This is a genomic window from Agrobacterium sp. CG160-95 (assembly GCF_053521725.1).
Genome location: NZ_JBNWDU010000002.1, coordinates 934,309 through 955,271, shown reverse-complemented (window position 1 = coordinate 955,271; position 20,963 = coordinate 934,309). Strand labels below are relative to the sequence as shown.

The 20,963-nt window shown below is 59.4% G+C and carries 17 protein-coding genes; 3 read left to right on the top strand and 14 right to left on the bottom strand.

Going from position 1 to position 20,963, the window contains the following annotated elements; genetic code table 11:
- Positions 1-17 precede the first annotated feature (17 nt).
- Both ACQZ63_RS10990 and ACQZ63_RS10985 read right to left on the bottom strand, forming a co-directional pair.
- On the bottom strand, positions 18-1,079 hold the full coding sequence (locus tag ACQZ63_RS10990; RefSeq protein ID WP_113556235.1) for an alpha/beta hydrolase: 1,062 nt from the start codon (positions 1,077-1,079) through the stop codon (positions 18-20).
- A 46-nt stretch (positions 1,080-1,125) separates the two neighbouring features.
- Complete coding sequence (locus ACQZ63_RS10985; protein WP_141682332.1) at positions 1,126-1,353, bottom strand: hypothetical protein; 228 nt, start codon at positions 1,351-1,353, stop codon at positions 1,126-1,128.
- Between the two features lie 118 nt (positions 1,354-1,471).
- Here ACQZ63_RS10985 and ACQZ63_RS10980 point away from each other — a divergent pair, with 118 nt between their 5' ends.
- Together ACQZ63_RS10980 and ACQZ63_RS10975 are read left to right on the top strand one after the other, a co-directional pair.
- Positions 1,472-2,659: an MFS transporter gene (locus ACQZ63_RS10980; protein WP_448799148.1), complete on the top strand. Its 1,188-nt coding sequence runs from the start codon at positions 1,472-1,474 to the stop codon at positions 2,657-2,659.
- A 25-nt stretch (positions 2,660-2,684) separates the two neighbouring features.
- A complete protein-coding gene (locus tag ACQZ63_RS10975; protein ID WP_113556236.1) occupies positions 2,685-3,128 on the top strand; it encodes a cyclophilin-like fold protein in 444 nt (147 codons plus the stop codon).
- Positions 3,129-3,154: 26 nt separating this feature from the next.
- Here ACQZ63_RS10975 and ACQZ63_RS10970 read toward each other — a convergent pair whose 3' ends face one another.
- Together ACQZ63_RS10970 and ACQZ63_RS10965 are read right to left on the bottom strand one after the other, a co-directional pair.
- Entirely contained in the window at positions 3,155-3,562 is a 408-nt protein-coding gene (locus tag ACQZ63_RS10970; RefSeq protein ID WP_013761309.1) for a low affinity iron permease family protein, read from the bottom strand.
- Between the two features lie 229 nt (positions 3,563-3,791).
- Positions 3,792-5,738, bottom strand: a complete 1,947-nt coding sequence (locus ACQZ63_RS10965) for an ABC transporter ATP-binding protein/permease (protein ID WP_038493635.1) — start codon at positions 5,736-5,738, stop codon at positions 3,792-3,794.
- A gap of 345 nt (positions 5,739-6,083) precedes the next feature.
- Between ACQZ63_RS10965 and ACQZ63_RS10960 the strand changes: the two genes are divergently transcribed.
- Positions 6,084-7,862 carry a diguanylate cyclase gene (locus ACQZ63_RS10960; RefSeq protein WP_113556276.1) on the top strand — a complete coding sequence of 593 codons (1,779 nt, stop codon included), beginning with the start codon at positions 6,084-6,086 and terminating at the stop codon, positions 7,860-7,862.
- 66 nt (positions 7,863-7,928) lie between these two features.
- Here ACQZ63_RS10960 and ACQZ63_RS10955 read toward each other — a convergent pair whose 3' ends face one another.
- From ACQZ63_RS10955 to ACQZ63_RS10910, 10 genes are all read right to left on the bottom strand, one after another.
- Complete coding sequence (locus ACQZ63_RS10955) at positions 7,929-8,606, bottom strand: ROK family protein (protein ID WP_003517660.1); 678 nt, start codon at positions 8,604-8,606, stop codon at positions 7,929-7,931.
- Positions 8,607-8,641: 35 nt separating this feature from the next.
- Entirely contained in the window at positions 8,642-10,027 is a 1,386-nt protein-coding gene (zwf, locus tag ACQZ63_RS10950; protein ID WP_003517662.1) for a glucose-6-phosphate dehydrogenase, read from the bottom strand.
- Complete coding sequence (gnd, locus tag ACQZ63_RS10945; protein ID WP_080801003.1) at positions 10,024-11,028, bottom strand: phosphogluconate dehydrogenase (NAD(+)-dependent, decarboxylating); 1,005 nt, start codon at positions 11,026-11,028, stop codon at positions 10,024-10,026. The genes zwf and gnd overlap by 4 nt, the downstream gene beginning before the upstream one ends.
- 36 nt (positions 11,029-11,064) lie before the next feature.
- Positions 11,065-13,470: a glucan 1,4-alpha-glucosidase gene (locus ACQZ63_RS10940; protein ID WP_162763661.1), complete on the bottom strand. Its 2,406-nt coding sequence runs from the start codon at positions 13,468-13,470 to the stop codon at positions 11,065-11,067.
- Positions 13,471-13,816: 346 nt separating this feature from the next.
- Entirely contained in the window at positions 13,817-15,214 is a 1,398-nt protein-coding gene (locus ACQZ63_RS10935; protein ID WP_113556238.1) for an FGGY family carbohydrate kinase, read from the bottom strand.
- Positions 15,214-16,476: an NAD(P)/FAD-dependent oxidoreductase gene (locus ACQZ63_RS10930; protein ID WP_113556239.1), complete on the bottom strand. Its 1,263-nt coding sequence runs from the start codon at positions 16,474-16,476 to the stop codon at positions 15,214-15,216. Before ACQZ63_RS10930 ends, ACQZ63_RS10935 begins: the two co-directional genes overlap by 1 nt.
- Complete coding sequence (locus tag ACQZ63_RS10925; RefSeq protein ID WP_448799136.1) at positions 16,473-17,870, bottom strand: FAD-dependent oxidoreductase; 1,398 nt, start codon at positions 17,868-17,870, stop codon at positions 16,473-16,475. The genes ACQZ63_RS10930 and ACQZ63_RS10925 overlap by 4 nt, the downstream gene beginning before the upstream one ends.
- Positions 17,871-17,975: 105 nt before the next feature.
- Complete coding sequence (eutC, locus tag ACQZ63_RS10920; protein WP_113556240.1) at positions 17,976-18,752, bottom strand: ethanolamine ammonia-lyase subunit EutC; 777 nt, start codon at positions 18,750-18,752, stop codon at positions 17,976-17,978.
- Positions 18,752-20,152 (bottom strand): ethanolamine ammonia-lyase subunit EutB, encoded by a 1,401-nt coding sequence (locus tag ACQZ63_RS10915; RefSeq protein ID WP_019566395.1) that lies wholly within the window; start codon positions 20,150-20,152, stop codon positions 18,752-18,754. The genes eutC and ACQZ63_RS10915 overlap by 1 nt, the downstream gene beginning before the upstream one ends.
- Positions 20,153-20,164: 12 nt before the next feature.
- Entirely contained in the window at positions 20,165-20,959 is a 795-nt protein-coding gene (locus tag ACQZ63_RS10910; protein WP_013761321.1) for an ABC transporter permease, read from the bottom strand.
- Positions 20,960-20,963 lie beyond the last annotated feature (4 nt).

Below are 20,963 nucleotides of genomic sequence, written 5' to 3'. Positions count from 1 at the left end.
CGTCACTGCCGGACGCATCAAGCCGACAGGTGCTGCTCAAAGAAGCTGGCGAGCTTGGTGAAGGGGATCACATCCATCTTGTCGTAGAGGTCCGTGTGGCTGGCGCCGGGAATGACATGAAGTTCCTTCGGTTCGGCCGCCGCCGCATACGCGGTCTCTGCGAAATAAAGAGAATGGGCCTTCTCGCCATGAATGAATAGAACCGGGCGCGGCGAAATTTCCGCGATGTAGCTCAGGATCGGCATGTTCATAAACGAAATTGGCGTTGTTTGCGACCAGGCGTTACGGGAGTTGACCGCCCGCTTATGATAACCGCGTGGTGTCGAGTAGTAGTCGTGATAATCGACCATGAACTGCGGCGCGTCGGGTCCGACTTCCGCGTTGTAGGCCGCCTGATAGGCAGGTGTACCCTTTTCCGCATCGACCCACCGCTGGCGGCTCAACTGTTCCAGGGTCGCCGTGCGCTGCTCCAGCGTGACGCTGTCGTTGTAGCCCTTGGACATGACGCGGGTCATATCGTACATGGTGCTGGCAACCACGGCCTTCACACGCTTGTCCGAGGCTACAGCATTGAGCGCCATGCCACCCCAGCCGCAGACACCGATGACGCCGATCCGTTCGCGATCGACTTCGGGATGCAGGCCGATGTAGTCCACAGCCGCGCTGAAATCCTCGGTGTTGATGTCGGGAGACGCGATATTGCGCGGTTCGCCGCCGCTCTCACCTGTATAGGAAGGATCGAATGCCAGAGTGACGAAACCGCGTTCGGCCATCGTCTGTGCGTAAAGGCCGGACGATTGTTCCTTGACCGCGCCAAACGGTCCGCTCACCACGATTGCGGGGTTTCCGACGCTGTTGCGGGTTTTGGGCATGTAGAGGTCGGCCGCCAGGGTGATGCCATAACGGTTTTTGAACGAGACCTTCTGGTGATCAACCTTCTCGCTCTTCGGAAAAACCTTGTCCCAGTCCTGCGTCATCTTCAATGTTTGCGCCTCTGCCTTCGATACCGCCATCACTGACACCGCGCCAATCGCGGCGATGCCGACACCTGTAATCTTGAGAAGGCCACGGCGGCCCATGTCCAGGCCCTCTCCCGTAGAAGCGTTTTCGTTCTGATTGCTCACTTCACTCTCCATTGTCGTTGCCGTGACGAGCGGCCGGTGGGCTGCTTTGAGGGGTGATGCAGCAGCGTCGTTCAAAAGATAGATCGGAGATTGTCGCGAGATTAGAGCGCGGCGAAGGCATGCCGTCATGAGCGATATTCATGAATGAACCGAGCCCCTGCATCGACGTGGATAATACGCAAGCAGGCCGGGCGCGGCTAAACAAGACCTTTTGATGAGCGTCGTTCATGACTGCATCCCGTGACAGGCGGCTTATTGCAAGATGCTTCATGACTTATGTTCACCTCGCTGCCTCCCATCAGCAGCGGAAGACCGTTGAAGAAATAGCCAAGAAAAGCTGCCGTACCATGTCCATAGAAACTACAATTTCCACAGGGGAAGCCAGATCCCGATCCGCAAACTGGGGCGGTGTGTTGGCGATGACGCTCTGCGTTTTCGCCCTGATCGCGTCTGAATTCATGCCTCTCAGCCTGCTGACGCCGATCGCGGATGAACTGCGCATCAGCGAAGGATCCGCCGGACATTCGATCGCGATCTCCGGCGCTTTCGCCGTCGTCACGAGCCTCTTTGTCTCGTATCTCGCGGGAGAGTGGGACCGTAAGCTGCTGTTGCTTGCTCTGACGGCACTGATGGCCCTTTCTGGCGTGACCGTGGCGATCGCACCGAACTATGAAATATTCATGGTCGGGCGCGCGCTCATCGGGATAGTGATCGGTGGGTTCTGGTCCATATCGGTGGCGACAGCCATGCGTCTTGTACCGGAGCATCTCGTTCCCCGAGCGCTTGCAATCTTTAACAGCGGTAACGCGCTGGCAACTGTCGTTGCTCCTCCGCTCGGCGCGTTTCTAGGATCGATCATCGGTTGGCGAGGTGCCTTCTTCACTGTCGTCCCCGTCGCGGCGATCGCATTCCTGTGGCAGCTGGCAAGCCTCCCTTCCATGAAGCCCCTCCCCGGGAAAACGTCAAAGAATGCATTCAGGCTACTGAACCGTCCTTTGATCGCTATCGGCATGGCATCGGTCTCGGTTTTCTTCATGGGCCAGTTCACGCTGTTCACCTATGTCCGCCCGTTTCTCGAAACTGTGACACGAGTAGATATCTCGGTACTCACCTTCATTCTTCTGGGCATCGGAGTTGCCGGCATCGTTGGCACCAGCCTTATCGGTTATTTTCTCGCCAACCGCCTGTATCGCGTTCTGATCGTCATCCCGGCTCTGATGGCGGTGACGGCCGTGATACTTGTTGCCTTCGGCAACAGTCTCCCTGTCGCGGCGATAGCGCTTGCGGTCTGGGGAATGATCGCCACCGCAGCGCCAGTGGGTTGGTGGGCGTGGCTCGCCCGCTCACTGCCGCAGGATGCGGAAGCCGGAGGTGGTCTCATGGTTGCGGTCATCCAGCTTGCGATATCAGCCGGTGCGATAGTGGGCGGATTTCTTTACGACGCATCCGGCTACCGCATGACTTTCCTGGCAAGCGCAGGTTTGCTCGTGGCCGCGTCAGCGCTGGCATTCAGATCATCGAGAATATCCTCGTAAAGCAGTTCGGCATGGGAGCATTCCAATGATCGACCGGCGTCTATTTCTTGGGCTGGCTACCGCGGCCACAGCTTTACCGTCCGCATTGTTCGGTCAGGTAACAAAAACGGAGGTATCCTTGATGAGTTTCCGAATGGCCTTTGGTGGTCACAGCATGACCGCGACCTTGTTTGACAACCCGTCGGCACGCGAGCTCATGAAAATGCTGCCGCTCGATCTCACGATCGAAGACTATTCGACCAACGAGAAAATCGCATATCTGCCTCGAAAGTTGACGCAGGTGACTGACACGCCTTTCGATAACGCACGTCCCGGCGACATCGCTTATTACGCGCCATGGGGTAATCTAGTCTTCTATTACGACAGCTACCGATACTCGAAAGGGCTGATCCGCCTCGGACGTTTCGATGACGGCTTCGAGCCACTTTTCACCCGAGGCGAGTTCTTTCTGCGCATAGAGCGCGCCTGACACGCGCCTGCCAACGGTAAATGCCACTAACGTCGGGAAAGCAAGCGGGCCATGGCATGATGGGGTGCGGGCTTATCGCTATCCGGTCCGCTTTCCCTTTCGAGACGTGCACGAATCTTTTCGATTTCCTCTTCCGTGAGGTGCTCGATCCCAATGAAGTCACCGCGCGCCTGCTCCACCGCCCGCAGCAGCTCGTCCAGTTTTGCTTCCATCGCTGCGGAATCCCTGTTCTGTGAATTCTGCACGAGGAAAATCATCAGGAAGGTGACAATGGTCGTACCCGTATTGATGACCAGTTGCCAGACCTCCGAAAACCCAAACAGCGGTCCGCTTATCCCCCAGACGAGCACGGTTCCGAGAGCCACCATGAAAGCCGTTGGAGAGCCGGAAAATGAAGCTATAGCGCTTGCGAAGCGAGTGAAGAATTTATTCATAACACGCTGCCCCTTGTTGCCATTTTAGGGGTGCCAACCAACAAACAAAATGCACGATTGTTCCGGGGTGCCGTGACAGCAGAAGTTTCGATTTGCACTTCGATCCGCGGCAAGCCCTCATTCTGTTCGTTTGCGCCAAACTGGTCAATGAATTCTCCCCAACGACAATGAGCGGCCACCAACTCTCCTACCCCGGCATTCAAGCAGGTCAGCACAAGCGTCGGTGCCATCACCTCCGCTTGACTATTCTCCGCAGCATGGAGCCTCTCGCCTTGCGAGGAATGAGATCGATATCGCTGACAAGCTTTGCGCCCCCCTCCCGCCGTTCCAATGTGATCTTCCGGCTATGAAACGCTTCCAGTTCGGCACGATGCGCTACGCTTACGATCGTCGCATCGGGTAGCTCATCAATTACCGTCTGCATCATCTTGTCCTGACTTTTCTCGTCCAGAGCCGCCGTCGCCTCGTCCATGACGATGATGTCGGGGGCGTTCAGCAACAGACGTGCGAAGGTCAGCCGTTGTTTTTCGCCACCTGATAACGTCTGGTCCCACGGCGCCTCGTCTTCAATCTTGTCCTTGAGTTGACCCAGACCGACCTTGTCGAGAGCGGCCCCAATCTCTTCCGGCGTCCAGCTCTCGGCCGGTTGCGGATAGCAGACCGCCCGACGTAGCGTGCCGGCCGGAATATATGGCCGCTGCGGCAGCATGAACAATCGGCTGCCGGCGCGAAAATTGACGCTGCCTCCACCCCATGGCCAGAGACCGGAAATGGCCCGAACCAGTGTGCTTTTGCCCGAGCCCGATTCCCCCGCGACAAGCACTCTCTCACCCGCGCCGATCTCGACATCCGTCTCCTTGACGACGGCCGTTCCGTCACCGAGAGAAACGGACACATCCTTGAGGCTGAGTATTGTCTCGCCTTCCGTTTCGCCTCGCACGATCCGACCGAGAGTGTCGCTCTTTTCGGCCCGCTCCAGGCCATCGAGCGACATCATCAGGGAGGCCACACGTCGCGCGCAGGCATTCCAGTCGGCCAGACGGGGATAGTTGTCGACCAGCCATCCAAATGCGGATTGAACAATGGTGAAAGCGGAAGCAGCCTGCATTACCTCGCCAAGAGACATGCTTCCATCGAGAAACTTCGGCGCGCACAACAGAACCGGTACGACGGGGGCAATCAACATCGATCCATTCGATACGACCGTGGTGCGCATGTATTGCTGCGCCATGAGACGCCACTGCCGCCGGACATTGCCGAAGCGCTTGTCCAGATCGCTGCGCTCCTCGTCTTCGCCGCCAAGCAGGGCGATGCTCTCACCATTCTCCCTGACGCGCGTAAGCGTGTAGCGAAACTCCGCTTCAACCTGGTTCTTGACTTCGGAAACCTTGACGAAGTTCCGGGCAATGAAGGCGATGGAACTGGATGTGATGATTGCATAGATAACAGCCGCAATCACGAGAAAGCCGGGGATCGTGATCCAGACACCCGCGATAGAGACCGTGAGAGCGCCACCAATCGTCCACAAGACAACGATAAAGGTAGAGGCAGACACGAATGCAGCGATGACACCTGAAACAAAATCCACGGGCGCCTCGGTGGCAATACGCATATCCTCCGAGAGCCTTGCCTCGGGGTTTTGATGGTCACCATCGATCAAATTGAGCTGATAATAGCGGCCATTCGCAATCCATCTTCCAACGAGCGACTTTGTCAGCCAGGAACGCCAGCGCCGCTGAATGCGCATCCTGACATAGACCTGCGAGGTCACGATAAAGACACTTCCCAGGACGAGCAGCGGAAAGACGGATCCGAGAAAATAGACCGTCGACGCGTCGCGTTTCTCAATCGCGTCAAAAATCCCGCGATTCCAGACGTTGATGCCATACTGGAAGCCGACATTTATGCCGATCATAGCCAGAAGCCCGAGCGAAAACAGCCAGGCCAGCCGATCGCCGCGACGGCTCCAGAACCCTCGCGCGCTGATCCAGAAACGCTTCAGCAGATATTTTCTGCGAGCCTCCTCGGCCTCCTCCGGCGTCAAGCCCAAAGCAGGTTCCATCTCCTCTGGCGGGAGCGGATCATCGTTTTCATGGGCATCGTTTTCGGATGCGGTTTGGGTGCCAGTCTCGTCGGCACCAACGACCGGCTTCGGTCCTGCGTCATTATCGATCATGGGCGCTAAACGAACGATGCGTCGAAAGGTTTCACGGCTTTGTGATGCGTCGTGAAATATAATTCCGTTGCTGCGCGGGGCTTTTCAAAAGCCTCTAAATACACGGCTTTCTGGCCAGCTGCCGACATACCGGAATCGTGCTGGCGGATATTGTGACCGTTGGTGGAGACGGTCCAGGTGCATCGCGATGGGGTGCCTGACTTGGCCCGCGGTGCGACAGATCATATTGACGGTTAACCGCGTGTTGACTTCCCGTTTGACGAGATGGCCTAACATAAGCAGAATCTGAAATTGGACCCCGCCGCACCCGGTTTTCATGCCGTGCGGCAAGCATACGGCGCCATCATGCGACTTAGTACCATCACGAACCTGGCTTATGCTGTCACCCTCGTGCTCACGACAGTATCGGCGACCACATTCATTCTATCGGCCAGAAGCGCTTCTCAAGAGCGGGTGGCAATCCAGAATCATCTCGAACTGACCGATCTCGCCGAAGAACTGGCGATCATTGCGGACGAGCGCACCGAGGAGGCGCGTCTTTACGTCATGCGAGGCGACGAACAGCATCTCGCAAAATTCTACGTCGACGAAGATCAGGAAAAGCACCTTGAAAACACCCTGGACAAACTCGCAGCTCTTGGTGTTTCGCCGCAAGAGGCAGGCTCATTTCAGGACATACGAAAGAGCGCCGACGCACTGGACAAGATGGAGCGTGATGCAATCGGTTTCTATCGATCCGGCCGCCAGAACGATGCACAGCAGGTCCTGTTCGGCGATGAGCACTATCGACTGCATACGGACCTGCTGACAACCGTCGCGACGCTGAGAGAAGCCATTGCGGCCCGCTCGCAGGCGATGGTTGACCAGGCTAAAGACCGAAGCGATTTCTACGGATCGATCGCGAAGGTGATGCTTGCGCTCACCGCCCTGATGTTTGTGGCCGTACTCTATTTTGTCCTCAGCAGACGCGTTGCCTTGCCGCTTATCAAAATGAGCAACATCGTCACGCGCCTTGCCCGGCAGGATTACAGTATCGACCTGCCCGACGAAGGCCGGCGTGACGAAATCGGTGAAATGAACCAGGCTATCAGGATCTTCCGCAGCAACGGGCTGGAACGGGAACGGCTTGACGCGGAGCACCGCAGGAATCAACGCATCAAGGACCTGATCCTGCAGATGATGCATCGGATTCAGGCCTGCCAGAATCAGGAAGAATTGTCCGACGTCGTTTCGAAATTCATGCCGCAAATTTTCCCGGCCATTGCCGGCCGCCTGCTTGTTCTCAAGGAAAACAGTTCGGTTCTCCAATCGACCGGACAATGGTCCGATCCTTCGTTTTCCGCCCCGGAATTTTCGATAGACGATTGCTGGGCTCTCCGTCGCGGACGTCCCCACGCCAGCAACCCGGGCGGAGACGATGTTGTCTGCCATCACCTACATGGCAGTTTCGCAACAGGCCTGTGCATACCACTCACCGCATTGGGAGACACCGTCGGCTTATTATATCTTGAGATTCCGCAGAGTAGCGAGACGCTGGAGTTGGAGCGGCTATATCTCGAACTCCTCGCCGAAAATATAGGCCTTGCCGTTGCAAACCTCCAGCTTCGGCAGCGGCTGGTTGGCATGGCACGGCAAGACGCACTGACTGGTCTTTTGAACCGTCGATCGCTTGATGAGACGCTGAACAGGCATATTGAAAAGCCAACCAATTCGCTTGCATGTCTGATGCTCGACATCGACCATTTCAAGCGCTTCAATGACCGGTTTGGCCATGATGCCGGAGATGCAGTGATGCAATATGTCGCCCAGGTGCTGTCGGAAGCTGTCGGCGATCTGGGTGAACTATTCCGTTTCGGCGGCGAGGAATTCACCGTGCTCCTGCCGGCTGGGGGCATTGAAGATGCCATCAAGGTTGCGGAGAAACTCCGGCACGCGGTCGAGCGCGCACCTTTCACCTACCGGGGCCGTCTGCTTGACTCGATCACCATATCCATCGGTATCGCAACATCACCGGGTGCTGGAACCGTGAGCAGCGTCCTGGAACGCGCGGACGCTGCGCTTTTGAGCGCCAAGCAGACAGGCCGGAACAAGTGGGTGTCGGCCGAGAAGCCTCCAACCGATTAGGTAGAGGCTACGCCGCACCGATTGCGTAGTTATCGAAGCAGCAGTCGACCTGGCATATTTGACCGGCTAGACGATGAGGTTCGGGTTCTTCCACAGCTGGAATCCGCCTTCGAAAGCAAGCGCATTGTCTCCGCGGCGGCATCCGGGCGGCAGCGTATCGAGTTTTTCGACATTACCGCCGCCGATGACCACCTCATCCGGTTCAAGGGCGGCAGTCAGACGCTCTACGACATCAGTGACGCGCTTTTGCCATTTGGCATTGCCCTTCTCTTCGCGATACGCCTCTCGGAGATAGTGCTCGTACGTTTTGCCCTTCCGATAGGGAAGATGAGCGATCTCCATGGGCTGGGCCACGTTTTCGACAATCATCGCAGCTCCCAGGCCTGTTCCGAGACCGAGAAACAACATGCGCCCGCCCTGATAGGAGCCGATTGCCTGCATCAGCGCATCGTTAACGATACGAACGGGGCAGCGGAAAGCGCCGGCGTAATCATAACCGACCCAGCCTGTACCCAGATTGACCGGTTCGCGAAGCGGTTTGTTGTGGACGACCGGACCGGGATATCCCATGGCGATGACGTCATAGGTCATGTCTTTCGCCATGGCGGTTACGGCGATGACCATTTCCGGCCCGGTCATCGCCTTGCCGCTTTCGACCTTGCGCTCGTCGCCACCGGCACTTGAGCGGATCTTGACGTGGCTGCCGCCGATATCGATCGCTAGAACGATCCGATCCTGTGTCATTGAACTACCGTCCGTGGTATTTGCTGGCATGGGCGTCACTCCGGATCGACCCAACCGCCGGGCGGCGCGAAACTCTCCATCTCGACCGGACCCCAGCTTCCTACGGCATAGCGTGGCGGCACGGCCGGGTCGTCGAGAATGGGCTCGACGATTTTCCATGCAAGTTCTGCCGCATCCTGACGGGTGAAAAGCTGGCGTTCGCCTGCCATCGCATCGCCGATCAGCCGTTCATAAGGCGCCATGTCGCCGATGCCGTCATCGACAGCGCCCAGCTCCACCGCCTCGCCGAGCATACCGTCCCCGGCAGCCTTGCGGCGCGCGCCAATGCCGATGGCGATATCTGGCCCGAGCCGGAAGCGCACATAATTTGCGGCCGCCGCCTCAACATCGCCGAAAAGCGCTATCGGCGGCCGCTTGAAACGCACCACAACTTCGGTTGCATGGGCAGGGAGGTTCTTTCCCGCGCGGATGAAGAAGGGCACGCCGTTCCAGCGCCATGTGGCCACGCGAAACCGCACGGCGGCAAAGGTCTCGCGGCTGGAGCCGGGCGCAACGCCGGGTTCGTCGAGATAACCGTCGAACTGGCCACGCACCACATCCTCGCGGCTGAGTGGTGGCATGGCTTTGAGGATCTGCACTTTCTCATCGACAAGATCATCCGAAGCGCTTGTTGCCGGTGGCTCCATGGCCAGTAGCAACAGCACGTTGATGAGATGGTTCTGGATCACATCCCGGATGCATCCAACCTCGTCATAAAACTTTCCGCGTCCCTTGATGCCAAAATCCTCGGCCATGGTGATCTGCACGCTTTCAACATGATCGCGGTTCCAGACCGGTTCAAGAAAGGCATTGGCGAACCGGAAATAAAGAAGGTTCTGAATCGCCTCCTTGCCGAGAAAATGGTCGATGCGAAAAATGGCGTCCTCTTCGAAAACCGCGTGCAGCGACTGGTTCAGCGCCTCCGCCGTGGCGAGATCGCGGCCAAACGGTTTTTCCACCATCAATCGTGCCGAAGCGGCTATCGCGGCCTTATCAAGCCCGGTCACGACGGTTTCAAACAGTGACGGCGGAATGGCGAGGTAATAAAGCGGATGACCGTGGTCACCGAGTGCAGCGCGCAGCTTTTCGAATGTCGCCTCGTTACGGTAGTCGCCGGACACGTAATGCAGTTGAGAAGCGAATTTTTCGAAGACGGCTTCATCGATCTTGTCGACGTGGCTGGTAACCGCGTCGCGCGCCCTTGCGATCAGCTGATCGCGCGACCAGTCATCGAAGGCGACACCGATGACTGGCGTTTGAAGCGCGCCGCGTTTCACCATGGCGTAAAGGGAAGGAAAGATCATTTTGTAGGCAAGGTCGCCGGTGGCACCGAACACCACGAGCACGTCCGATCGCTGCTTGTCCATGGCCGGCGCCCTCATTTTGCTTTTTCCAGATGGCCACCAAAGGCATTGCGCATGGCCGAGAGTACCTTGCCGGCAAACTCCGCCTCACCGCGTGAGGAGAAGCGCTCGAACAGGGCGGAAGCCAAAACAGGCGCAGGAACACCCGTTTCGACGGCCGCCTGAAGGGTCCAGCGCCCTTCGCCTGAATCTGACACCCGCCCGCCATACTGGTCGAGATGAGGGTCCTGCTTCAGCGCCTCCGCCGTCAGATCGAGCAACCACGAGCCGATGACAGACCCATGCCGCCAGACCTCCGTCACGGCAGGAAGATCGATGTCGAACTGGTAGTATTGCGGGTGGGCGAGCGGCGCCGTTTCCGCATCGGCCTCCCGGTGCTGCGTGCCGGCATTCGCGGCCTTCAAGATATTCAGGCCTTCCGCATAGGCGGCCATAACACCGTATTCGATGCCATTGTGAACCATCTTGACGAAATGCCCTGCGCCTGACGGTCCGCAATGCAAATATCCCATTGGCGCCGTGCCGGTGACGGGATCGGCCGGGATGCCCTGGCCCGCACCGGGAGCGAGCGAAGCAAAAATCGGATCGAGCCGCTGCACGGCACCCAACGGGCCACCGATCATCAGAGAATAGCCGCGCTCCAGACCCCAGACGCCACCGGATGTACCGGTGTCGATGAAGTCGATGCTACGGGGCGCAAATTCCGCCGCCAAATCGATGGCATCCCGGTAGAAGGAGTTGCCGCCATCGATGATGGCATCGCCCGCCTGCAGTCTGGCGGCAAAGTCACGAGCAATTTTCGGCGTTATTGCCGCCGGCAGCATTAGCCAGACGGCGCGTGGCGGTGACAGCTTCGCGACCAGGTCGTCTGGCGAGCTCGCGCCAACTGCGCCTTCCTTCACCAATGCTGCGACATTGTCGAGATTGACGTCGAAGACGACGCAATCATGACCCTGTTTCAGAAGACGGCGCACCATGTTTGCGCCCATTCGTCCAAGCCCAACCATTCCGATCTGCATGCTGACACTCCATTTGTCCAATGCGCGATATGTACTTCATTCGCCGAGGCGAACGGTGAAATCCTGGTTTTCCCAATTCCCTGTGTTTGGCCAAAAGAAAGTAAAAACGATTGCGTCGCCCGCCGCCATATCCTGAACGGGCAAGTCGACGAAATATGTGCCAAGGCCGGAAGCAATCGTTCTGGTGTCGCTGGTCGTCACCCAGCCATCCGCACTCCAGTGCACGACAGCATCATCCGTCAGTTCGAGGCGCAACATCTTGCCGGCCGGTATCCCGGCAATCTTGTTATTGAAACACCAGATCCGAAGGTGCGACGGTGTCTTGTTGAGGATGTAGCGCTCCACACCCTGCGGCGGCATGTCGAAAACGGAACCATCGGCAAGCGACCGCAGAAGTTTGATATGTTCAGCATGCGCCCAGACCAGCGGCATCGCACTTCCTGAGGGCTGGCCGTAGAAAAGCTCGTATTCGGGAAGGTCGGGCTGGTCCCAGAGCTGCTCGGGGAAAAGGCCGTTCCCACCGGCCGATTTCTCCAGCGTTACCAGCAGCGCTTCGGCCACCTCCCGCCTTCCCGCAGAAAGCTCGTAATGGGCGCGTTCGCCGGTCAAAAGCGGCCATGGCCGCCCCTGCCCGGTGCCGTCGAATGCTGCTCCATCGGCGTGCTCACCATATCCATCGCCCGTATATCTATACCATACAGGCCCCTGCGGCAGATCGGCACGCAGGCAATGGTCGATGGCTTTGATCGTCGCGAGAATATGCGGATCGTCAGGCGCGCGCAGGCCGAAGCGAACAAGGGCAAGCGCATCGGGGCTGATGACGTCGCTGGTCGGCAGCGTGGAACGGTCCGGCGTCTGGTTGCGGATGGGCGTATCGCCGAATGGTCGAGCTACGTCGGTCGCGTCAGGCGAAGCGATGCGAACATAGTGGCCGGAAATGCCAAGCGCGGCGCAGAATGTCTCGTCACCGGCAAAGGTCCATTGTTCGATCTGCTCGTTCCAGCAATCAGCCGTTTCCCGTAGATGCACGGCTTCGGCAGCATCACCGTTCATATCGATAAGGTCGGCAGCGGCAAGCAGCGCAGCGATCTCGACGGCAAGGGTGAAGGGACTGTAGCCGGCATCCTCTTCCCACCTGTCCTCACCGGTCGTCGGGCCGTTTGCCAGAATATAGGCTGCGGCGCGGTGGATCATCGGCATAAAATCCGCCCGCGTGGCATGATCCAGGTGACCATGTCGATGCAGCATATCCGCCAGCAGGATCGGAAAGGCGCATTCATCCATCTGGACGCCCGGCCAATAGGGTTTGCCATCCAGCCAGAGATTTTGCGGCCAGCGGCCCGATGGCTGCTGCACCTGACGAAGATAATTGAGGATCGCCAGCGCCTCGTGGTGATCGCCGGCCGCCAGAAATCCGCCGGCCGCTTCCACCAGATCGCGCGGCCAGACCAGATGATAACCACCGAGATCGTCATCGCTCTTCGATGCTCCCCATGGGATCGACAGGCTTGCAACAACAGCGCCCGGCCGGTCGGCGGCACGATGTGCGGCGAGCACTGCTGTCGACACCCGATAGGAATTGATGCCGTGATGCGTATCGCGGTCGAGCGTTTCCAGCCGGTCTTGCCAGTTGCGCCAGTTGGCAACGTAGGCCTCGTGCGCCCGTTCAAAGCCATGCTTCAGACTGTAAACGGCCGCCGCAGCCGCTGCATATTCCGTCTCGCCAAAGCCGAGCGCCAATGTTGCCGCGCCATTGACATCACTGAAGTCGATCTCACCTGCCAGCGAGACATTTCCGTCATCGGCTCGCTGGTACTCTTCAACGATGCGTCCGTGCCGATGCAACTGCTGCCAACCATCGGAAACACCCACGAAACCGGCGCTGACTGCCCGCCAAGGCAGATCGCAGACAAGCGCAAGATATCGTGAACGGCCGGTCGCGAAGAGGACCTGATGTCCCTCATAGTCGCCAATCCAAGCCGAGTTAAGATTGCCTGCATTGACGAGATGAGGTGCCAGCAGCGCAGTCACGCGATAATCCGAAATTTGTCCCTTCAGGGGAATGAACGAAAGCTGCTGAAGAACACTGGCCCGCGCGGGATCGCTGATCACCTGTTTCTCAATTCTGAACGAGCCATCCGTCGCCGTATTGGTAATGTGAAATGCCGGAATTCCACTTTTAAAAGGGCGGGTGACGGATACGCAGTCGCGTTTTTCTTCCGAAAAGTAACCCTCAGGCCCAGTGACAACAAAACCGAGATCGCGGGTGCAGGCACTGTCTATCCTCGGATAATAGACCTCGTTCAGAATGCCGTGGCTGAGCGTGAACCAGATAGGCGATGCTTCCGACAGCGCAGTGCCGACCCCGTTTTTGGCGCTCGACGTCCAGCGCGCTTCTATGCCAGGCGCGCCCGGTGCAAAATCCAGTCCGGTGCGCATCATGAGATGTCTCGGTTACGCTGATGAGGCAGGCGAAAGTGGCGCGAATTGCAGTCCTGAACAGTCATGACGGGGTATCTCGACCTTGAACCAAGGCTCTGTTCCTGGATAACAACAGGAAACGGGCTTACCGGTTCCTTGCTCATATCCACAACGGATGCAGCCTCGCCATAAAGCTAGGTATTGGCGAACTGGTACACAACTAAAGATTTGGTAATTTAAGCCGCGCCGCGCGTTGGAGGTTTTGGGTTGCAGGACCAACACGCTAAGCCACCAAGCCGCCGCTAGAGCGGGCGGCCGTTGTGGATCACACCGATATTGCCGATGAACCGGCTATTCCAAGTGGACATCAACCGCCCGACCAGCCCCTCGCATTGCCTATGGCGCGTGCAAAGCGAGCGTGATCCGCTTCTTCGACCGATCCGTCGGGTTTGAATATCTCGGCATTTTTTCGCATGGCGGTGACATCGATATCGCACAGTTCCGCGAGACCAAGCGCCGTCAACTCGCGCATGGCCGGAACGCAGATGGTCCGACCACTGGCAGCGGCCAGGAAACGGGCGAAATAGCGACTGTTCGACAGGCCGCCATCTATCGAAATCGTATCGCCGATGGGAACGAAAGTCTGCGCGGCTTCGATCAACCGAACCGTCAGCAAGGCAATGCCCTCAAGCAGGGCGCGAACCATGTCACTCCGCGCCGTTGCGTGGTCCATGCCGATGAAAAGCGGTACGGCCTGTCTATCCCAATATGGCGCGGCAAGGCCCGAAAATGCAGGCACGAACACCAGTCCACGACGAACGGCCGATGAACCCTCAAAACCGTCAAGTTCAGTATTGTCAACATAAAGGCCGATCTTTCGCGCCCATTCCAGCGCGGCACCGGCGTCATAAACCCCGCCTTCTATGGCGAAAATGGCCGCGCCGCCTTGCTTCTGCCAGCCAATGGTGGGCAGAAGCTCCCCCGCCAACGGGCGTTCGTGACCAGCGATGGCCAACAGGAAGGCGCCCGTGCCGAAGGTTATCTTACAATCGCCCGGTTTGCGGCAACCGTGCCCATAAAGCGCCGCCTGCTGATCGACGATGGAAACGCGAATGGGCGTTCCCTCGATGGAACCGAAGCCGCCATTAACAGGACCGATTGCGGGCAGGCAATCCAGCGGCACCCCATGAAGAGCGCAGAGTTCCGGGCTCCAGGCACCGGTTGCCAGATCAAGCAGTCCCGTCCGCGAGGCCGTTGCAAGGTCGGTGCGGAAACAGCTTGTAAGCCGATCCAGAAAGAATGCGTCGGTGGTGCCCAGGCGCAACCGCCCTTCGGCTCTCGCCCGTGCCACCGCCGGATTGTGCCTTAGCAACCACGACAGTTTGCTCGCCGAAAAATAGGGATCGAGCGGCAATCCGCAAATCTCTTTCGATCGTTCCGCAGCCGATTGGGGCAGAGCGGCCAAGGCTTCGGCGGTGCGGGCATCCTGCCAGACGATGACCGGCGACAGCGCTTCCCCACTCTCGGCATCCCACGCCAGGCAACTCTCGCCCTGGTTGGCGATCGCGATCGCATCTACCGGTCCGGCATCGGCCAGTACCGCGCGGATGTTGCGCAACAGCTCTTCCGGATCATGCTCCACATGGCCGGGGTTTGGATAGAACTGTGCATGACGCAGGCTTGAGACGAGTTGCGCCGTGCCATCGTCGCTTATCACAAGGCATCGGGTCGACGTCGTTCCCTGATCGATCGCCGCTATGCGCATCAATTCGTCTCCTGAAAGTGAAAGGCAATCTGGGTCGCCTCAACTGCGGCGCGGGGAATGGGCACAAGCACACGGCGTTCCGGCAGCCACCGGCCGGACTTGCTCCACACTTCGGTTCCATCAAGATGAAGCGAAAGCCTGCCTTGAACACGTCTGATGAAGCGCAGCTGAAAATCGAGAAAAGCCGGCCGGTCAAGTCCCCCCGATCGCACCATGGTGGGTACCGCGAGTTTGAGCGGGTCGGCGAAAGCGATACGGACTGCCTTTGCGTTGCAGAGTTCGCGGGTGAGATCGTCGGCAACGGCAGCACCCACGCGGCGGCCTTCGCGAAACGACCAGCCACCCGTTTCCACGGCCCGCAATACGTTCCCCGTGGCGAAGAACATCGGGTTGGCCATCCGGCCGTCCTGATCGATCGTAGGGCCATCGCTGCCTCCCGCCACATCAACAGGGGATGCGTTCAGAAGCGTTGCCTCCGGCGTGAACCGCCCGGTGAGGAGAACACCATCGCACTTGACGGTGAGGATACGGCCATCTGCCAGCCGGATGTCGGCCTCCTCGACACGACCGCTCCCACGAATGTCCACGAGTGTTGCGCGGCAATGAAAGGGCACTCCGACCAATCGGGGAAACCACCGGAAAAGCGACCGCGCCAGCGGTTCCGGCTCAGGCTCGATCATCGCCACCGGCCGCGCGCCATGCGTCAGGCAAGTGAGAAGCGCGGAAAAGGAAACCAGTTCCGAACCAAGGATAAGCGGCCGGCGAAAGGGCATGATGCCGTGAAAGGCGACATAGGATTGCAGCGTGCCGGTGGTGATCACTCCCACCGGCCGGTCGCCCGGCAGGAGCCGCGCTGAGCGTGGTTTTTCCCGCGCGCCGGTCGCCAGCACAATGCGCCGGGCCTTCAACGTCTCCACGCCGCACGCAGACGTAACCAGCAGGGTACCGTCCTGTCCGAGTTCCACCACGGAATGACCGGTGAGGACATCAACGCCCGCATCCTGCGCCTGCCGCTGCAGACGTCGCGCATAGGCCGGGCCGAAATAAACGCGTCCGAATTCGCGCATGCCGAAAGGCGAATGTGTGCAATGACGGGGTGCGCCGCCAAGGGCTGGCTCACGCTCGAGGATCGTCACACGCGCGACGCCGCGTGCTTTTAGCTCCAGCGCTGCCGCCACGCCCGCCGGGCCGCCGCCGACCACGATTACATCTGCATCCGGAACGTTTTCTTGCGTCTGCTGAAAAGGCTTCCGGGAGTTCATCGATCGTCTCCCGGACGGACCGCAAGCGGTACAGCCAGACGGTCGCCCGTCATCGCGGCCAGCCGGGCGTTGCAGTAAAATCCCTGACAGCGCCCCATGCCGGCGCGGGTGCGCCGCCGCAGACCTCCGAAATCACCCGGCGGCACCGCGCTGGAAAATGTCGCCTCGATCTCACGGCGGGTGACAAGCTCGCAATGGCAGACGATTTCGCCATGATCAGCGCGCTGCCAGTCCCGCTCGCAGGTTTCGCTCAGGTTCGGCATCGTCACATGAGGCACTGTGGGCGGGGGCATGAAGCGCGTGCCGAAACTTTCGTGAAGCGCCAGAGCGTGCTGCGCCAGACCAAGTGCCGCACTGAGACCGGTGGATCGCACGCCGCCAAGCGTGATCGCGCGCAGGTCTGGCCGTGCGGAAATCCGGTAATGTTTCTTCTCGGAGGCCGGGCGCAAGCCGGCATAGATAGCGGTCACGGGAATGGAGGCGAGTGCCGGAACGATCTCCCTGCCGCGCGTCAGCAGCGCTTCCAGCGCCGCCGTTTCTACCGTCGCACGCTCGCGGTCATCCTGTTCTTCCGCCGTCGGGCCGACGAGAACGTTGCCGAAGGCGGTTGGACACACAACGATGCCCTTGGTGATTTCGGTGGGAACGGGCAGGACGATGCGCGGCACGTGCCGGCGGGCGGCCTTGTCGAGAACGACGAATTGTCCCTTGCGAGGCTTGATGGTGAAGTCTGGGACAAGCCCCAGCCGCGCATCGACGATATCGCCGAACAATCCGGCCGCATTGACAACGCTCGCCGCAAGGATCGGACCCGCCGTCGTCTCTATCTGCCACGCGCCATCAAACGCACCGGACAGGACTTCGGCGTTGCGCACCAGCTGCGCGCCAAGCGCCACCGCTTGCGTAAGATAGCCCAGCGGCGCGGACCAGGGATCGATGACATGTTCACCCGGAACTTCGAGTGCTGCGACAAGACGGTCGGACAAGCCGGGCATGGATTCCCTGGCTTGCCGGGCCGTAAGCAGACCGAGCTCGGCAATGCCGTTGCGTCGCCCCTGCTCGGCGATCGCCTCCAGGCTTTGCGCCTCGTCGGGATTCCACGCACAGACCAACGCGCCGGTTTCAACGAGGCTAAGGCCCATCTGCCTGTGGATGGACAGATATTTTGCCCGACCTGCCTTCACCAATTCCAGCTCCAGACTGCCTTCAGGCGCATCGAAGCCGGTGTGGAGGATAGCGCTGTTGGCCTTCGATGCCCCGGAAAGAATATCGGACCCCTTCTCGATGATCACGACCTTCGCACCAGCCAGTGCGAAACGACGGGCAACTGCGCAACCGACCACCCCGGCACCGATGACGGCGACGTCGAATGCTGTGGAGAGGCTCTGGACCATGGGCTTGCCTTTATTTTCGTGGTTCGAAAGCGAAATCAACAGGCGCAACGGATCGAGCCGATGCACCTTGCCGGATCGTGGCTATGAATGAGATCTGCTTTGTTTCTAGTCGGACAAAGCCGTCAGCGGCTTTTCGAATTCAACCAGCGTCACGCCACTTGTCTCCTGCTGGCACATGGCGCTGATCAGGGTCATGATCTTCCCCGCCGCTTCGACGGGCGGCACGCCACCATCACGAATATTGGAAATGCAGTTGCGTCGGGAGTCCGGCAGCCCGGTCTCCGGCCTGAAGGTGACATAGGCGCCAAGACTGTCGGCTGCCGAAAGGCCCGGCCGCTCGCCAATCAGGATCACCGCCACCTTTGCGCCGAGGACGGCTCCCACATCATCCGCCAGCGCAACCCGTGCCTGCGTGGCAAGTGTGAGCGGCGCAACCGTCAATCCGTTGCTTGCGAGTGAATTAAGCAACGCCGTTGCCACCGGCACTGCATTCATCTCCACAGCCGTTGCGGAAAGCCCGTCGGCGATTACCAATGCGACATCGGCTCCCTTGGCCTGCCCGTCGAGCGCCAGACGGCCCTCGTCTGAAAGAGCACGGCCGAGATCGGGTCGGCGCAGGTAATCCGCACGGTCCTGCGCGCGGCTTGCGACATGCACGACATCCGCACCCGAAGCGCGCAAGTCACGCTCCATTTTTTCAATGTCCAGCGGACGCCACACTGTCTGGCGCGCCTGCGCATGATCCAACAGAAATGTCTGTACCGCGCGCGTGGGCGGGCTTGCACCCGTGCGGCCGAGCGCCACGCGTGCATCGGTTGCCACACGCAGGGCCTTGAGACGTTCCGGCGGGCTGGAGATGAGGGAGGGCCGGCGGTCACGCATCAGGCGGCGTCCCTTCCAAGAAAATCAAGTTCGCGAAGCCCGCGGTTCATCAGCGCAGGGTTCTCGATCATATGACCGGCGGCATCCGTGACGCCCATATTCACCAGCCACTCCTCAAACTCCGGCGCAGGCCGACGCTTCAGCGTTTCGCGGGCATAGATTGAATCGTGATGGGAAAGCGTCTGGTAGTTCAGCATGACGTCGTCCGAGCCTGGCACGGTAATGACGAAGTTCACATCAGCGGCGCACAGCATGGTCAGCAGCACGTCCATGTCTTCCTGGTCGGCATCGGCGTGGTTGGTGTAGCAGACGTCGACACCCATCGGCAGGCCAAGCAGCTTTCCGCAGAAATGATCTTCAAGCCCGGCGCGAATGATCTGCTTGCCATTATAGAGATATTCCGGACCGATGAAGCCAACGACGGTATTCACCAGAAGCGGCGAGAATTCGCGCGCCACGGCATAGGCACGCGCCTCCATCGTTTGCTGATCGACACCAAAATGCGCATCGGCCGACAGGGCAGCCCCCTGCCCCGTCTCGAAATACATGAGGTCGCTGCCGATAGTTCCGCGCTTCAGCGACTGACCAGCCTCATGAGCCTCTCGCAGAACGGCAAGATCAATGCCGAAGCCCGCATTGGCCTTCTGGGAACCCGCAATCGACTGAAAAACCAGATCGACGGGTGCAGCGCGCTCCATCGCCTTGATAGCCGTCGTCACATGGCCAAGGCAGCAGGTCTGGGTTGGAATGTCCAGCCATTGCCGCAGATCGTCGAGCAACTGCACGACGCGGATATAGTCCGTCACAGCGCTGGTGGCCGGGTTAACACCGATCACCGCATCGCCGCTCCCCAGCAGCAACCCGTCAATGGCCGAGATGGCGATGCCACGGGAACTGTCAGTCGGATGATTTGGCTGGTTGCGGGTGGAAAGGCGGCCGGAAAGACCAATAGTGTTGCGAAAACGGGTCACGACTTCCCGTTTGGCCGATACCGTCACGAGATCCTGCAGACGCATGATCTTGGAGACTGCCGCCACCATTTCCGGTGTCAGACCCCAGCTTACCGCTTCAAGTTCCGCGTGCCCGACCTTGGAATTGAGCAGCCACTCGCGAAATTCACCAACCGTCAGAGAAGACACCGGCGCGAAGGCCAGTGCGTCGTGCTGGCGCGCTATCAGGGCCGAAATCTCGTCCTCGTCCGAGGCGATCAATTCCTGTGCAACAAAGGTGGAAAGCGGCAGATCGGCCAGCGCCATCTGCGCCGCCAGTCTCTCCACCGGCCCTTCCGCCGCGATCCCGGCCAATTGGTCACCGGACCTTTCCGGCGTCGCCTTTGCCATCAGGGTTTTCAGATCGTCGAAACGATAGGTCGTGCCGGCTGCGATCTGTCGATAAGCCATTTTTCCGGCCCCTTACTTCACGAAAGTCTTCGTCAGGCCCACCGTGCGGTCCACGATCAGGACGACGGCAAGCGTGAGCACGATCAGAAGAACGGAGATGGCGGCAACAAGCGGATCAGCCTGGGTTTCGACATGCTGATACATGGCAACGGGAAGCGTCGTGATGCGCGGACCGGTGAGGAACAGCGAAATCACGGCTTCATCGAACGAGACGAGAAAGGAAAGCGCTGCCGTTGCAACGATGCCAGGCGCGATCATCGGCATGGTGACGCGGCGAAAGACGGTAAGAGGTGACGCCCCGAGCGTGGAGGCGGCCTCCTCGTAGATCAGCGGCAGGCCCGCAAGCGACGTGGTGAGTACACGCAGCGCATAGGGCAACACGATGATCAGATGCGCGATCACCAGACCCGTGAATGTACCGAGCAGACCCGCACCGGCAAAGACGATCAGGATCGCAAGGCCAAGAACGATAGTCGGCAGAAGAAGCGGCGCGGTGAAGAAGGCGAGCAATGTATCCGCGCCAATCACCCGCATCCGCACGATGGCATAGGAGGCGGGCAGCGCAATCAGCATGGACAGAACGGTAACGATGACCGCAAGGAGCGTGCTGGTGCCCAGGGCGCCGATCATCTTTGAATTGTGCATGAGATCCACATACCAGCGCAGGCTCCAGCCGGAGGGTGGGAAGGTCATGTAGCTGTCGGCCGAAAACGAGATCGGCACGACGAGCACCACAGGCGCAAGGAGGAAAAGGAACATGATGAAGGCGACAATTTTCAGCGCCAGCGGAGCGGGACGTTCTTCCATCTTC

Excerpts from the sequence above, each read along its gene's own strand:
- ACQZ63_RS10990 (WP_113556235.1), bottom strand. The coding sequence starts at position 1,079 with ATGGGCCGCCGTGGCCTTCTCAAGATTACAGGTGTCGGCATCGCCGCG.
- ACQZ63_RS10985 (WP_141682332.1), bottom strand. The coding sequence starts at position 1,353 with ATGAACGACGCTCATCAAAAGGTCTTGTTTAGCCGCGCCCGGCCTGCT.
- ACQZ63_RS10980 (WP_448799148.1), top strand. The coding sequence starts at position 1,472 with ATGTCCATAGAAACTACAATTTCCACAGGGGAAGCCAGATCCCGATCC.
- ACQZ63_RS10975 (WP_113556236.1), top strand. The coding sequence starts at position 2,685 with ATGATCGACCGGCGTCTATTTCTTGGGCTGGCTACCGCGGCCACAGCT.
- ACQZ63_RS10970 (WP_013761309.1), bottom strand. The coding sequence starts at position 3,562 with ATGAATAAATTCTTCACTCGCTTCGCAAGCGCTATAGCTTCATTTTCC.
- ACQZ63_RS10965 (WP_038493635.1), bottom strand. The coding sequence starts at position 5,738 with ATGATCGATAATGACGCAGGACCGAAGCCGGTCGTTGGTGCCGACGAG.
- ACQZ63_RS10960 (WP_113556276.1), top strand. The coding sequence starts at position 6,084 with ATGCGACTTAGTACCATCACGAACCTGGCTTATGCTGTCACCCTCGTG.
- ACQZ63_RS10955 (WP_003517660.1), bottom strand. The coding sequence starts at position 8,606 with ATGACACAGGATCGGATCGTTCTAGCGATCGATATCGGCGGCAGCCAC.
- zwf (WP_003517662.1), bottom strand. The coding sequence starts at position 10,027 with ATGAGGGCGCCGGCCATGGACAAGCAGCGATCGGACGTGCTCGTGGTG.
- gnd (WP_080801003.1), bottom strand. The coding sequence starts at position 11,028 with ATGCAGATCGGAATGGTTGGGCTTGGACGAATGGGCGCAAACATGGTG.
- ACQZ63_RS10940 (WP_162763661.1), bottom strand. The coding sequence starts at position 13,470 with ATGATGCGCACCGGACTGGATTTTGCACCGGGCGCGCCTGGCATAGAA.
- ACQZ63_RS10935 (WP_113556238.1), bottom strand. The coding sequence starts at position 15,214 with ATGCGCATAGCGGCGATCGATCAGGGAACGACGTCGACCCGATGCCTT.
- ACQZ63_RS10930 (WP_113556239.1), bottom strand. The coding sequence starts at position 16,476 with ATGAACTCCCGGAAGCCTTTTCAGCAGACGCAAGAAAACGTTCCGGAT.
- ACQZ63_RS10925 (WP_448799136.1), bottom strand. The coding sequence starts at position 17,870 with ATGGTCCAGAGCCTCTCCACAGCATTCGACGTCGCCGTCATCGGTGCC.
- eutC (WP_113556240.1), bottom strand. The coding sequence starts at position 18,752 with ATGCGTGACCGCCGGCCCTCCCTCATCTCCAGCCCGCCGGAACGTCTC.
- ACQZ63_RS10915 (WP_019566395.1), bottom strand. The coding sequence starts at position 20,152 with ATGGCTTATCGACAGATCGCAGCCGGCACGACCTATCGTTTCGACGAT.
- ACQZ63_RS10910 (WP_013761321.1), bottom strand. The coding sequence starts at position 20,959 with ATGGAAGAACGTCCCGCTCCGCTGGCGCTGAAAATTGTCGCCTTCATC.